The 13,943-nt window shown below is 63.4% G+C and carries 15 protein-coding genes; 10 read left to right on the plus strand and 5 right to left on the minus strand.

Going from position 1 to position 13,943, the window contains the following annotated elements; translation table 11 throughout:
- Positions 1–29 precede the first annotated feature (29 nt).
- The 5 genes from OU999_00445 (at position 30) to OU999_00465 (ending at position 3,091) form a co-directional block, all read left to right on the plus strand.
- Positions 30–305 carry a hypothetical protein gene (locus OU999_00445; protein WAC23698.1) on the plus strand — a complete coding sequence of 92 codons (276 nt, stop codon included), beginning with the start codon at positions 30–32 and terminating at the stop codon, positions 303–305.
- Positions 302–676 carry a type II toxin-antitoxin system VapC family toxin gene (locus OU999_00450; protein WAC23699.1) on the plus strand — a complete coding sequence of 125 codons (375 nt, stop codon included), beginning with the start codon at positions 302–304 and terminating at the stop codon, positions 674–676. The genes OU999_00445 and OU999_00450 overlap by 4 nt, the downstream gene beginning before the upstream one ends.
- On the plus strand, positions 673–1,419 hold the full coding sequence (gene trmD / locus OU999_00455; protein WAC23700.1) for a tRNA (guanosine(37)-N1)-methyltransferase TrmD: 747 nt from the start codon (positions 673–675) through the stop codon (positions 1,417–1,419). The genes OU999_00450 and trmD overlap by 4 nt, the downstream gene beginning before the upstream one ends.
- Positions 1,416–1,805, plus strand: coding sequence for a 50S ribosomal protein L19 (gene rplS / locus OU999_00460; protein WAC23701.1), 390 nt, complete (start codon positions 1,416–1,418; stop codon positions 1,803–1,805). Before trmD ends, rplS begins: the two co-directional genes overlap by 4 nt.
- 260 nt (positions 1,806–2,065) lie before the next feature.
- Positions 2,066–3,091, plus strand: a complete 1,026-nt coding sequence (locus tag OU999_00465) for an aspartate-semialdehyde dehydrogenase (GenBank protein ID WAC23702.1) — start codon at positions 2,066–2,068, stop codon at positions 3,089–3,091.
- 42 nt (positions 3,092–3,133) lie between these two features.
- Here OU999_00465 and OU999_00470 read toward each other — a convergent pair whose 3' ends face one another.
- From OU999_00470 to OU999_00480, 3 genes are read right to left on the minus strand one after another with little or no spacing between them, the layout of a single operon-like run.
- On the minus strand, positions 3,134–4,720 hold the full coding sequence (locus OU999_00470) for a DHA2 family efflux MFS transporter permease subunit (protein ID WAC23703.1): 1,587 nt from the start codon (positions 4,718–4,720) through the stop codon (positions 3,134–3,136).
- Positions 4,721–4,726: 6 nt separating this feature from the next.
- Positions 4,727–5,839, minus strand: coding sequence for an HlyD family secretion protein (locus OU999_00475; GenBank protein WAC23704.1), 1,113 nt, complete (start codon positions 5,837–5,839; stop codon positions 4,727–4,729).
- Positions 5,832–6,266, minus strand: coding sequence for a MarR family transcriptional regulator (locus tag OU999_00480; GenBank protein ID WAC23705.1), 435 nt, complete (start codon positions 6,264–6,266; stop codon positions 5,832–5,834). The genes OU999_00475 and OU999_00480 overlap by 8 nt, the downstream gene beginning before the upstream one ends.
- Before the next feature lie 93 nt (positions 6,267–6,359).
- Between OU999_00480 and OU999_00485 the strand changes: the two genes are divergently transcribed.
- The 5 genes from OU999_00485 (at position 6,360) to OU999_00505 (ending at position 11,388) form a co-directional block, all read left to right on the plus strand.
- Positions 6,360–7,010: a DsbA family protein gene (locus OU999_00485; GenBank protein WAC23706.1), complete on the plus strand. Its 651-nt coding sequence runs from the start codon at positions 6,360–6,362 to the stop codon at positions 7,008–7,010.
- Positions 7,007–7,738 carry a hypothetical protein gene (locus OU999_00490; GenBank protein ID WAC23707.1) on the plus strand — a complete coding sequence of 244 codons (732 nt, stop codon included), beginning with the start codon at positions 7,007–7,009 and terminating at the stop codon, positions 7,736–7,738. The genes OU999_00485 and OU999_00490 overlap by 4 nt, the downstream gene beginning before the upstream one ends.
- A gap of 3 nt (positions 7,739–7,741) precedes the next feature.
- Complete coding sequence (locus tag OU999_00495; protein ID WAC23708.1) at positions 7,742–8,491, plus strand: alpha/beta fold hydrolase; 750 nt, start codon at positions 7,742–7,744, stop codon at positions 8,489–8,491.
- 92 nt (positions 8,492–8,583) lie between these two features.
- A complete protein-coding gene (locus tag OU999_00500) occupies positions 8,584–9,474 on the plus strand; it encodes a bestrophin family ion channel (protein ID WAC23709.1) in 891 nt (296 codons plus the stop codon).
- A 78-nt stretch (positions 9,475–9,552) separates the two neighbouring features.
- Entirely contained in the window at positions 9,553–11,388 is a 1,836-nt protein-coding gene (locus OU999_00505; protein WAC23710.1) for a M2 family metallopeptidase, read from the plus strand.
- 141 nt (positions 11,389–11,529) lie between these two features.
- On the opposite strand, the gene OU999_00510 is transcribed toward OU999_00505, so the two are convergent.
- Both OU999_00510 and OU999_00515 read right to left on the minus strand, forming a co-directional pair.
- Entirely contained in the window at positions 11,530–12,105 is a 576-nt protein-coding gene (locus OU999_00510) for a hypothetical protein (protein WAC23711.1), read from the minus strand.
- Positions 12,106–12,294: 189 nt separating this feature from the next.
- Positions 12,295–13,914 (minus strand): SulP family inorganic anion transporter, encoded by a 1,620-nt coding sequence (locus OU999_00515; protein ID WAC23712.1) that lies wholly within the window; start codon positions 13,912–13,914, stop codon positions 12,295–12,297.
- Positions 13,915–13,943: the final 29 nt, after the last annotated feature.

The raw sequence follows: 13,943 nt of genomic DNA on the forward strand, positions 1-13,943 counted from the left end.
TATACATCGCGTATATACAGGAGGCTCTGATGGGCAAGGAATACCGCGCTAAGAGCTTCAAGTCGGGCAATTCCGTCGCGATCCGCATGCCCGCAGCTTTGGGCATCGAGCCGGATCGCGAGTGGACGATCGTCGAGAATGACGGCGAGTTCGTCGTCCGCGCAGTCGGCGAGCAAAGGCGCAAGTTCAACATCGGCAAGGTTGCAGGCTCCGCGACGGGTCTCGTCCCGCTCAAGCCGGAGGACAGGCTGTTCGAGTCCCGACCATTGCGATGGGATTTGCTGGACGGCAGCGAACCTGCATGAAGTACCTGCTCGACAGCAATATCATCATCCTGCTCACCATGAATGCCGACGCTTGCGTTGTTGGGCGCGCGGGAGATTGCTTTGAAGGCGATCTGGTGACATCCGCGATTGCGATTGGCGAAGTGGCGCTAGGATCGGTGCGTGGGAGGCCGCCGGGTTTGGGGCAGTTGCAGGCGTTTCTGGAGGAAGTGCCGGTGCTTCCGTTCGATCTTGCCGCAGCGCGCGCCTACGCAACGCTTCCGTTCAAGCGCCGCAGCTACGATCGGCTCATCGCAGCGCAGGCACTTGCATTGAACGTTGTGCTGGTAACGGACAATGAGAAGGACTTCACCGACATCCCCGGCCTCAAGGTCGAGAACTGGACCCAATGACCTTCGCTGCCCAGATCCTTACCCTCTACCCCGAGATGTTTCCCGGCCCGCTCGGCCATAGCCTGGCCGGGCGTGCGCTGGCCGAGGGGCGGTGGTCGCTCGATGCCATCCAGATCCGCGATTTCGCCACCGATAAGCATCGCAGCGTCGATGATACGCCGGCTGGCGGCGGCGCGGGGATGGTGTTGCGCGCCGATGTGCTGGCGAGCGCGGTCGATCATGCGCTGGAGCGATCGCCCGACGCTCCCGTCATCGCGATGACACCGCGTGGGAGCCCGCTCACCCAGCAACGGGTTCGGCAGCTTGCGGCGGGGCCGGGCGTGACCATTTTGTGCGGACGTTTCGAGGGGTTCGACCAGCGCCTGTTCGATGCGCGGCCGATCGAAGAGGTGTCGATCGGCGATTACGTGCTTTCGGGCGGAGAAACCGGGGCTTTGGTGCTGCTTGATGCTTGCGTTCGGCTATTGCCCGATGTAATGGGCGCCTCTTCCAGCGGAGACGAAGAATCGTTCGAGAACGGTTTATTGGAATATCCGCATTATACCCGACCCCAGATTTGGGAAGGGCGTGCGATCCCCGAAGTGCTGCGATCGGGGGATCACGCGAAAATCCGGGCCTGGCGTGAAGCTCAGGCAGCGGACATCACACGGCTAAGGCGGCCGGATCTTTGGGAGCGCCATGGGGGCACTCCGGATCGGTCGCCCTCTGGTGCGCGGCGAAAAACAGAGGGAAAAGGTCAATGAACCTCATCCAGACGCTCGAAGCGGAAGCTATCGAGGCATTCAAGGCTAGCAAGTCCATCCCCGATTTCCGGGCTGGCGATACCGTTCGCGTCGGCGTGCGCGTGGTCGAAGGCGACCGCACCCGCGTCCAGAATTACGAAGGCGTGTGCATTGCACGCTCGAACCGGGGCCTCGGCTCCAACTTCACCGTGCGCAAGATCTCGTTCGGTGAAGGCGTCGAGCGCGTGTTCCCGCTCTACTCGCCCAATATCGATTCGATTACCGTTGTCCGTCGTGGCGTCGTGCGTCGTGCGAAGCTCTATTATCTGCGCGGCCTGACCGGCAAACGCGCACGTATTGCCGAGCGTCGCGACAACCGTCCGGCCAAGGATACCGCCGAGGGCTGATATTCCGGGGCTCTGCCCTGAAACAGACAAGAGGGGCGGTCCGGCTGGGCCGCCCCTTTTTCTTTGCGCCGCGTCCGCATGGCGCAGTCTACTGCGAAAGCTTGCTGTTTGCGGCAAGGCCAGCGTGAATGAAAACTGCGTGAATCGGGTTTCACGCGTAACGATATGCAAGGTGATGCCGATCCTGCCTTACTCGCAGCTTGTATTGCAGGGGGTTAGGGGCTAGGCGCGCCGGTGCATTGCACTGGAGGATAAGACAAGTGGGTTATCGTGTTGCCGTTGTCGGCGCGACCGGAAATGTCGGTCGCGAAATGCTCGCCATCCTGGCGGAGCGCGAGTTTCCGATTGCAGAAATTGCTGCCATCGCTTCGCCGCGCTCGACCGGATCGACTGTCGAGTTCGGCGAAACCGGCAAAATGCTCAAAGTGCAGAATATCGAGCATTTCGATTTCACCGGCTGGGATATCGCACTGTTCGCCGCGGGTTCTGCCGCGACCAAGATCTATGCGCCCAAGGCTGCCTCGCAGGGCTGCGTGGTGATCGACAATTCGTCGCTCTACCGCATGGAGCCCGACGTGCCGCTGATCGTGCCCGAAGTGAACCCCGATGCGATCGACGGGTACAAGGCACGCAACATCATCGCCAACCCCAATTGCTCGACCGCGCAGCTCGTCGTCGCATTGAAGCCGCTTCATGATGCTGCCACGATCAAGCGCGTCGTCGTCGCCACCTATCAGTCGGTGTCGGGCGCGGGCAAGGAAGGCATGGACGAGCTGTTCGAACAGTCGCGCAACATCTTCGTCGGCGACAGCGCCGAACCCAAGAAGTTCACCAAGCAGATCGCCTTCAACGTCATCCCGCATATCGACGTGTTCCTGGACGATGGATCGACCAAGGAAGAATGGAAGATGGTGGTCGAGACCAAGAAGATCCTCGATCCCAAGATCAAGCTGGTCGCGACCTGCGTGCGCGTGCCGGTGTTCGTTGGCCATTCCGAGGCGGTGAACATCGAGTTCGAGAACGAGCTCTCCGCCGAGGATGCGCAGAAGATCCTGCGCGAAGCCCCGGGCGTGATGCTGGTCGACAAGCGCGAGGACGGCGGATACGTCACCCCGGTCGAGTGTGTCGGCGACGGCGCGACCTATATCAGCCGCGTGCGTGATGACAGCACGGTCGAAAACGGCATCTCGCTGTGGTGCGTCTCGGACAATCTGCGCAAGGGCGCTGCGCTCAACGCGGTCCAGATCGCCGAACTGCTCGGCCGCCGCCACCTGAAAAAGGGCTGATCCTGCCGGGACGGGGGGCGATGGGCCTTCCGTCCCGCTGGTTCACTCGCCGATATGCACCGGCGCGCCGGCCATGTTCGGCGGGCGCTTGAGCAGCAGCAGCAGCGGGATGGCGACCAGGTTGATGATCATCATCGCGTGGAAATCGTCGATATAGGCGACCATCGCGGCCTGGCGGTTGACCTCTCCGTTGATCGCCAGCATCGCCGCATCGCCGACCGAGCCCAGCCGTCCGGCAACGCTGGAATCGATCACCGAGAGCGAGCTGTCGGTGATGTGCGAGGCCAGGTCGCTATGGCTCACCTGGATGTTGCGGCCGAGCAAGGCGGTCATCGCCGATATGCCGATGGATGCGCCGATGCTGCGCGACAGGTTGAGCAGGCTGGCGCCGTCGGTGCGGTGTTGCGGCTGGAGCGTCGCAAAGGCGGTCATGTTGAGCGGTATGAACACCAGCCCCATGCCCATGCCCTGGACCAGCCCGGCAATGACCATCGGCTCCCAGCTCATCTCCAGCGACCAGCCGGTCATCATCCAGAGCGAATAGGTCGAGATGCAGGCCCCGGTCACCATCAGGTAGCGCGGGTCGATCCGCGTCACCAGCCGGCCCGCGATCGCCATCGAGACCAGAATGCCGAAGCCGCGCGGGGCAAGCAGCAGCCCGGTATCGAGCACCGAATAGCCGAACAGCTGCTGCAGCATCGGTGGCAGCAGCGCCATGCTGGCGAACATCACCATGCCGACCACCAGCATGAACAGCAGCGCGGCGGACATGTTCGGGTTGCCCAGCAGCGATCGATCGAACAGCGGCTGGCGGCCCCAGATCATATGGGTGCCGAACATCCACAGGCAGCCAATGGCAATCGCGCCTTCTGCCAGGATTTCGCTGCTGTCGAGCCAGTCGAGCTGCGTGCCGCGATCGAGCATCACCTGCAGGCTGGCCAGACCGAGAGCGAGCATGGAAAAGCCGAACAGGTCGAACCTCCGCTCGGTGCGCGGGCGGCTGGGCAGCAGCCACAGCATCAGCGCGATGGTCACCATACCCAGCGGCACATTGATCAGGAATACCCAGCGCCAGTTGTAATTCTCGGTCAGCCAGCCACCGATCACCGGCCCCATGATCGGCCCGACCATGATGCCCATGCCCCATAAGGCCATCGCCTTGGCCTGGCGGCTGGGCGGGTTGATGTCCATCAGCACCGTCTGCGACAGCGGTCCGATAAAGGCGGCGCTGATGCCCTGAAGTGCGCGGAACAGCACCATCTCGCTGAGGCCGGTGGCCGCACCGCAGAGCAGCGAGGAAAGCGTGAAGGCGATCACCGCGCCGATGAACAGGTTGCGCGATCCGATCCGCTCGGACAGCCAGCCAGTGATCGGGATCGCGATGGCCGAGGCGACGAGATAGCTGGTCAGCGCCCAGGTCACCGTTTCCGATGTCGCGCCCAGGCTCGATTCCATGTGCGGCAGCGCGACATTGGCGATGGTGGTGTCTAGGATCTGCATGATCGACGCCATCATCACGGCCAGGGTCAGCAACCCGTGATGGCGCACCGGCAGCGTCGCGACATCGCCAGCTGGTGCTGCGGCAGGCGGCGCAGAGCGGGGTGGGGCGGGGGCGGCGCGGGTGGCCATGACAGGCTAGTTGCGCTTGCCGGTGTCTACCGTGACCTCGGCGGAAAGCCCCGCGATCAGGCGGCGGTCGGCGGGCCTGTCCAGCCGGATGCGTACCGGCACGCGCTGCGTCACCTTCACCCAGTTGCCGGTGGCGTTCTGCGCGGGCAGGACCGAGAATTCCGCGCCGGTGCCTGCACCGATGCTTTCGACCCTGCCGATCAGCTTCAGATCGGGATAGGCGTCGAGCTTTACCTCGGCCGCCTGGCCGACGCGCATATGGTCAAGGTCGGTTTCCTTGAAATTGGCCTCGATCCAGCTGCGATCATCGACCACCAGCGTGAGCGCGGGCAGGCCGACGACCATCGCCTGGCCGCGCTGCAGCCGGTCGGCCTGGACCACGCGCCCGCTGACCGGCGCGCGTACCACGGTGCGGGCGAGGTTGAGTGCGGCGGTTTCGCGGCGCACGCGCGCCTGGGCGATGGCCGGGTTGACACCGGGCACCGCGCTGCCGGTGGCAAGCTTAGCGCGCGCATCGGCGGCATCGGCCTGCGCCCCGCGCAGCTGTTCGCGCGCCATCTGGACGCGGCGCTCGGCCTCGTCGAGCCGCGCCTTGGTGGTGAAGCCGCGTTGCATCAACGCCTGCTGTCGCTCCAGATCGATCCTGGCATAGTCGATCGCATCCTGCGCCGCTGCGATGCCGACCCCGGTGGAGCGCGCCTCGCTGGCGAGCGTCGCGACCGACACTTCGGCACCGGCGATATCGGCATCGGCCTGGCGCACGGCCAGTTCATAGGGCTGGGGGTCGATGCGGAACAGCACGTCGCCCGCCTTGACCGCCATGTTCTCGCGCACGCGCACGTCCACGATCGGCCCGCCGACTTCGGACGTCACCGCCACCTTGTCCTGCTGCACATAGGCATTGTCGGTGGAGACATAGCGCCCGCCCGACAGCCAGTAATAGCCGCCGGCCACGGCCAGCGCGAGCGGGACCGAGATCATCACCAGCCGCTTGAGCAGCTTGCGCGGTGCCTTTTCGACCGGTTTGGCGGGCGCAGGAGCGGCCGATGAGGCGGCCAGCGGCGAGTCCGCCTCGGCCGTGTCGTCGCTCACACCGATGCGTTCGTCGCGATCAAGCATCGATGGACTCCTTGCGGGACAGATTGGCGCGGACCCGCTCGACCAGTCCGGCCAGCTGTTCGCGTTCGGCTTCGTTCAGCCCGCCCAGCGCGCGATCCTCGACGCGCTTGGCCTCGATTTCCAGCTGGCGGATCAGCCCGTCGGTCTTGTCGGTCAGGTACAGGTTCCAGGCGCGCCGGTCATTGGGGTCGGGCTTGCGGCAGACCATGCCTGCATCAGCCAGCCGGTCGATCATCCGCGACAGGGTGATCGGCTCGACCTCCAGCAGATCAGCAAGTTCGCTCTGGCGCATGCCGGGTTCGCGGCGCAGCCGGGCGACGGTGCGCCATTGCAGGCTGGTCATGCCGAGATCGCGGATATTGCCGTCGAGCGTCCGGCGATAAAGCCGCGCGGTGTCATTGATCAGGAAGCCGACCGAGTCTTTCATGGCTATCGATATAATAGCATATGACACTAATGGGAAGTGCAGGCAGCACAATTGCGATTGCGCGGGACGTAACATTTTGGCAGTGTATGTGACATGACATTGACAGCCGATATCTTCTGGTCGTTCCGGTCGCCCTACAGCTATCTCGCGATGCGCCGCTATCGCGCGATGGAAGCGCAATATGACCTCACGCTCAACCTGCGGCCGGTCTATCCGCTGGCGGTGCGCGAGCCGACCTTCTTCGAGCGCAACCATCCCAGCTGGCTGCGCTACACGCTGACCGACGTGTTTCGCCTGGCGCAATATCTGGAAATTCCGTTTTTCCCGCCCAATCCCGATCCGATCGTTCAGAACATGGCGACCCGGACGATCGCGGCGGATCAGCCCTATATCTATCGCATCACCCGCATGGGCCAGGCCGCCGCGCGGATGGGCAAGAGCCTCGCCTTTTGCGACGAGGTATCGCAGCTTATCTGGGGCGGCACGGCGGGCTGGCACGAGGGCGATCACCTCAAGGGCGCTGCCGAACGCGCCGGGCTTGATCTGGCAGAGCTGGATGCCATCGCGGCATCCGATGCAGAGACGCTCGACGCCGAGCTCGCCGCCAATCAGGAAGCGCTGGAAATGGCGGGGCACTGGGGCGTGCCGACGCTGGTATTCCAGGGCGAACCCTTTTTCGGCCAGGACCGCATCGGACTTGCCATCTGGCGCATGGAGCAGGCAGGCCTTAAAGAGCGGGGATGACCGCCGCAAGATCGAAGCTCGACAGCTTTTTCGTTTGGCTCAATCGCTTCAATGCCATTGGAATTGGCATTGCATTGGTGTGTTTGATTGTTGTTGGTAGTGCTGCGTTGTATTCGCGCTTTCAGGAGCCGCCATCAGAATATTTCGGCGACAACAATCACAAGCTGGGGCCTTATGCTGGCGAGGAGATACAGACCGCGTCTGGTCCGGTCGCTGCCTATGGGATTGGCAACCTGCACGACGGCCTCGTATCGATCAATTCACCTAACCTGTCACTGACCCATCTGGCATCTGGCAGGAAGCGGCTGGTCCTACCGAAAGACGGCAAGAAGCGGATCATACGGTTCGAAACGATCAAAAGCACACCTGACTTGGCCAAGCCTTTTGCTCGCGCTTATGTGGCTTTGGCGGTCGAGGCGGCTGACAAGGCCGATGGCAAGATCGAACTGTTCGTTGGCACCCTGCCTGACCTTGACCAGGTATCGGTTGCGCGCGACCTGTTTGCCGTCGATCTGGCGACGCTGTACGGCAGCGACAAGCTGGCGATCATCATCTGGCCGAAACCGGATCAGGCTCAGCTGGTCACGATCGATCTTGGCACTTTACGGATTCAGGATACTGAAGCCATACCTCTGCCACTGCCACAATCCGCCAAGGCAGCTGACGGCGCCGGACAGGCTGTCCGACGCGCCACGGATGCCGCCCCCGCCAACCATTTCGAGTTTTGACCCATGACCATCACCACAACCCGCATCCGTTCCTTTGAAGGCACCGAGCTTGCCGTGCACGAGACGGGCGAGGGGCGGGCGCTGCTGTTGCTGCACGGGCTGTTTTCCAGCGCGGAGACCAACTGGATCAAGTTCGGCCATGCTGCCAGGCTCGCTGCGGCCGGTTTTCGCGTGATCATGCCCGATCTGCGCGCGCATGGGCAAAGCGGCGCACCGCACGATCCCGCCGCCTATCCGCGTGACGTGCTGGTCGATGATGCGCTGTCGCTGATCGACACGCTGGGGCTCGACGATTTCGATCTGGGCGGGTTCTCGCTGGGCGCGCGGACCACGGCCAAGCTGCTGGCGACCGGCGTCACCCCGCGCAAGGCGATCATGGCGGGCATGGGCTGGGAAGGGCTGACCGGATGGGGACGGCGGCGCGATTTCTTCGTCACCGCGATTGACCGGCGCGACGAGGTGAAGCGCGGCGACCCGCATTTCATGGCGGTCGCGTTCATGAAGACCCAAGGCATCGATCCCATCGCGGCGCGCCTGCTGCTCGACAGCTTCGGCGAGGTGGACACCGACACACTGGTGGCACGCGATGTGCCGGTGCTGGTCGTGTGCGGGGCGGATGATCAGGACAATGGTTCAGCGCCCGAACTGACGCGGCAGCTGAAGAATGCCACCTATCGCGAGATCAAGGGTACGCACATGTCGAGCGTGCTCGAACCTGCGCTGGCCGAGGAGATGATCGCCTTTCTCGCCTGAGAATAACCTGTGTTGCATTGCTGCGGTGCAACAGATTCGGCTTTGGCCGGTAATGCTGCCGATAGTTTCCACCGAACACGATCGGCACCCTGATGATCATTCCCTCGACCCCCGGCGCGACGCGCATCCTGCACGAAGTCTGGAAGCCGCTGACGGTGCTGTTCGTCTGGGACGTCATCGTCACGATTACCTATTATTTTCTGCCGTTCAAGGCGCCGGGGCTGCCGCTCACGATATTCGGTTCGGCGCTCGCGCTGTTCCTCGGTTTCAGGGATACCGCCGCCTATGCCCGATGGTGGGAAGGGCGAGTGCTATGGGGGCAGATGATCAACGCCTCGCGCAGCCTGGCGCGCGCCGCGCTCGCCTTCATTGACGATGCCACCGCAACCGGCCGGGAGATCCGCCGTGACATCGTGGTCCGCCAGATCGCTTATGTGCATGCGCTGCGCACATCGCTGCGCCGGCAGAATGATTGCCCGGACCTCGAGCGGCTGCTGTCCGATGATGAAGTGAATCTGGTCAAGCAGCGGCGCAACGTGCCTAACGCCATTCATGACGGCACCGGCTATCTGGTCGCGCATGCCCAGCGCAGCGGCGAGATCGATACCATCCAGCAGGCGCAGATCGAGGCGGTGCTGGTCGATATCTCGAACGCACAAGGCGGGATGGAGCGGATCAAGAATACTCCGCTGCCGATGCAGTATCGCTTCTTCCCCGCGCTGTTCACCCGCGTGTTCTGCGTGCTGCTGCCGATCGGGCTGGTCGAGACGCTGGGCGTGGCGACACCCATTGGTTCGACCATCGCTGGCCTGATGTTCCTGGCCATTTTGCAGATCGGCGAGGACCTGGTCGATCCCTTTGCCGATAGCGTGCACGATGTGCCGCTGAGCGCCATGTGCCGCACGATCGAGATCGATCTGCTGCAGGCGCTGGGCGAGCCGGCCCCCGAGCCGCTGGCCGAGGTCAAGGGTGTGCTCTGGTAAGCCCGCAAATGCGCTTGACCTGACCGGGGGGCAGGCCCAATCCTGCCGGGCATAAACCGATATTCAGGGTGCCCAAACATGATCCTTCGTACCTCGCTCGCCGCGCTCGCCTTTGCGCTGGCCGTACCCTCCGCTGCCTTTGCCGAAGACGCCGCACCGCAGACCGCTGCGGCCAAGCCGACCGCAGCCGATGCCGAAGCCTTTGTTGCGGCGGCGGAAAAGGAAGCATTCGACTATACCGTCTCGGCCAGCCGCGTGTTCTGGGTCAATTCGACCTATCTCACCGATGATACCAACGCGCTGGCCGCCGAAGTGGGGGCCAGGGGCACCGAGATGCAGGTGCGCTTTGCGCTGGAGGCGGCGAAGTTCAAGGACGTAGCCGGGCTGAGCGACGAGACGCGGCGCAAGCTGGACAAGCTGCGCGGCGGCATCGTGCTGCCTGCGCCGACCACCGAGGGCGCGGCGGCAGAGCTCAACACCATCGCGACCGAGCTGCAGTCGATCTACGGCAAGGGCAAGGGGACGCTCGATGGCAAGCCGGTCAGCGGATCGGACATCGAGGCCGCGATGGGCGATGTGCGTGATCCGGCCAAGCTCAAGGAAATGTGGGTCAGCTGGCACGACAATGTCGGCGCGCCGATGAAGGACGATTATGCGCGCCTGGTCGATATCGCCAACCAGGGCGCGCGCGAACTGGGCTTCAAGAATGTCGGCGCGATGTGGCGCGGCCAGTATGACATGAGCGCGGATGAATTCGCCGCGCTGACCGAGAAGCTGTGGCAGCAGGTCAAGCCGCTCTATGACGACCTGCATTGCTACACCCGCACCAAGCTCAACGAGAAATATGGCGATGCGGTGCAGCCCAAGACGGGGCCGATCCGTGCCGACCTGCTCGGCAACATGTGGGCGCAGGAATGGGGCAATATCTACGACATCGTGGCGCCAGCGGGCGCGGGCGATATCGGCTATGATGTCACCGAGTTGCTCAAGGCGAAGAGCTATGATCCGCTGAAGATGGTGAAGGGCGGCGAGGGCTTTTTCTCGTCGCTGGGCTTTGCGCCCCTACCCGAAACCTTCTGGCAGCGTTCGCAGTTCACCAAGCCGCAGGATCGCGAGGTGGTGTGCCATGCATCGGCCTGGGATATCGACAACAAGGACGATATCCGCATCAAGATGTGCATCAAGGTGAATGCCGACGACTTCACCACCATCCATCACGAGCTGGGGCACAACTATTACCAGCGCGCTTATAACAAGCAGGACATGCTGCATCTGGATGGCGCGAATGACGGGTTCCACGAGGCGATCGGCGATATGGTCGCGCTTTCGATCACGCCCGATTATCTGGTCGAGATCGGCCTGCTCGACAAGGCCAGGGTACCTGGCGCTGACAAGGACCTGGGGCTGCTGCTGCGCCAGGGCATGGACAAGCTGGCGTTCCTGCCGTTCGGCCTGCTGGTTGATCGCTGGCGCTGGGGTGTGTTCGATGGCAGCATCAAGCCTGCCGATTACAACGATGCCTGGATCGCGCTGCGGCTGCAATATCAGGGCATCGTTCCGCCTGCCCAGCGTCCGGACAATGCCTTCGATCCCGGCGCGAAATATCATATCCCGGGCAACACGCCCTATACCCGCTATTTCCTGGCGCGTATCCTGCAGTTCCAGTTCTACAAGGCGGCGTGCGACATTGCCGGCTGGAAGGGGCCGCTCCATCGCTGCAGCTTCTATGGCAACAAGGACGTCGGCAGCCGGCTGAACGCGATGCTGGAAATGGGCGCATCCAAGCCCTGGCCCGACGCGCTGGAAGCGTTCACCGGATCGCGCGAGATGGACGGCACGGCGATGGTTGAATATTTCGCGCCGCTGCAGACCTGGCTGAAAGAACAGAACAAGGGCAAGCAGTGCGGCTGGTAAGCCGCGCCACTTGCCCTTGCAATGTCATCGGATAGGGATTTGGGGCCTGTCTTCCTGAAGCGGGGGGCGCCTCTGTCTGGAAAACAGGCCCCGAGGCCCCGCGCATGAGGGAATCGCGAGCGGGGCCTGAGCGGGTATCGATCAGTGTACCTTGTACGCCGAACCTGCAGCGCCCGTGGTCGAGGGGACCACATTCTGATCGACATAATCGCTGTTTTCGTCACCGGCCTCGGGGGCCTGCTTCTTGCCGCGACGCGACAGCGCAATGGCTGCGGCGATCAGGGCGATGCCGCCTGCGGCTAGGCCCAGCGTCAGTGCGGGGTGCGCCTTGGCCTGCTGTGCGGCATAACGGCTGTTCTCGCTGACCTTGCCGGAAAGCTCGCGCGCTGCCACCGAGATGCGCTCGCTGGCTTCATGCGCCAGTTCTTCCGCCTTGTCGCGCAGCGGGCCTATCTCGTTCGAGAGGCTCTTGGCGTTGTCGCTGATCATGGTTGCTGCAGCAGAGGCATTGCGCTTGGCAAGGTCCGAGGCGATGCGCGCGTTTTCCGCGATGACTTCGCCCGCCAGCTTCGCGGTTTCGCTCGCCTTGGCGCGCAGTTCGCCGCGATTCTCGTTGACCGACGCAAAGGCGCTGGCGGCTTCGCTCCGCGCGCGATCGGCCAGATGCAGCGCATCAGCCTTGATGCGTTCGGCAGCGGTCTTGATGGCGTCACTCATGGTGATCTCCTCTGGTACAGGCCGGGCAAGGAGAAACCTCCCCAGCATCGCAAGCAATACGCCGGTGCCGGGGCTTTGTTCCCGCCACTTCGACCTGTGGCGAAATTCTTTCGATAAGCCGAAACGAGAACGGCCACCGGATCGCTCCGGTGGCCGTTTCTTGTTGTTATTGAGGGGGTTGGCGGTAGATCAGGCCGCCGGCTCAAGCACCGGCCTGGCCTTTTTGGGCCCGTCTCCCGGCCCGTTGCCGGTCCCATCGGCTGCATCCTGCATCTTCTGATAGGGCGATGCATAGCGCTCGTGCAGGTCCTGCCACTCCATCACCATGCTGCCGCCGGTGGCCTTGTGCTGCTTTTCCCAGGCACCCAGCATGTCGAGACAGGCATGATCGATATGGTCGAGATGCTCGACATGAACATGCACTTCGCGGCCGGCCTTCACCGTTTCCAGCACGCTGGCCAGGCGCGGGATCGAGAAGAAGGTGGCCGATCCATGCAGGAACACATCGGTGCGGCCTGCCATCTCGTCATCTTCCAGATCCACGCGGACATGGGTGAAGGTGTAGACCACCTTTGCCGTTGCCAGCGCAAAGCCGACGATCACGCCGGTCAACAGATCGAACACCACGATACCGCCCAGCGTGGCAAAATAGATGGCCAGCTCCACACGGCCATAAGAGGCGATCTTCCTGATCTGGGCGATGTTGACCAGCTTGTAGCCGGTATAGACCAGGATTGCGGCGAGCGCTGCGGTGGGAATGAGCGCCAGCAGCCAGGGCAGTGCGACCACGGTGGCGAGGATCCACGCGCCGTGCATGATCGCCGACAGGCGCGATTTGGCACCCGCTTGCACATTGGCCGAAGAGCGCACGATCACGCCCGTCATCGGCAGCGCACCGACCGCACCGCACAGCATGTTGCCGATGCCCTGCGCGCGCAGTTCCTTGTCGTACTTGGTACGCGGGCCGGTGTGCATCTGGTCGACGGCGGTCGCGCACAGCAGCGTTTCGGCGCTGGCGACGAAGGCGAAGACCACGCCCAGCAGCAGGATTTCCATGGTCAGGCCGCGCTGCAGCGCTTCCATGGTGGGGATGTTGAGCGATGCGACGATGTTGTCGGGCACGGTGACGCGCTTGATGTCGAACCCGGCAAAGGCCGCAACCATCGTGCCCACGATCACCGCGATCAGCGGCGCGGGGACCATCGCAAGCTGCTTGGGCTTGAACTGGTTCCAGATCAGGATCGCGGCAATGGTTGCCACGCCGGTGATCGCCGCGAGGTGATGGCTGTCCATCGCCATCGGGAAGATCGCCTTGTAGATCGCCTCGGGGATCGACAGCAGGTTCTCGATACCGCTGCCGCGCGGACTGTCATCGATCATCACATGGAATTGCGAGCCGAGGATCAGCACGCCGATCCCGGCCAGCATGCCGTGGATGACCGAAGGCGAAATCGCGCGGAACCACTGGCCCAGGCGGGCAATGCCCGCCAGCAGCTGCAGCGCCCCAGCGATCAGGCCGACCACGCCCATCATGATCAGGCCGTGTTCGTCGACCAGCTGATAGCACAGCACCGCAAGCCCTGCGGCGGGGCCGCTCACCTGCAGCGGCGATCCGGCGAGCGATCCGACGACCAGACCACCGATGATCCCAGTGATCAGGCCGAGCGCGGGCGGCGCGCCCGATGCGATGGCGACGCCAAGGCAGAGCGGAAGCGCCACCAGAAAGACGACGACCGAAGCGAGCAGGTCTTGCGGCCAGCTCCGCTTCATCGTCTCGATTTCACCCATCTGGGCGGTTGCAGCAGTCATGATCGGATTCCTTGGGACAGACGTGACAG

The organism is Blastomonas sp. SL216 (assembly GCA_026625625.1).
In the GTDB taxonomy this organism is placed as follows: domain Bacteria; phylum Pseudomonadota; class Alphaproteobacteria; order Sphingomonadales; family Sphingomonadaceae; genus Blastomonas.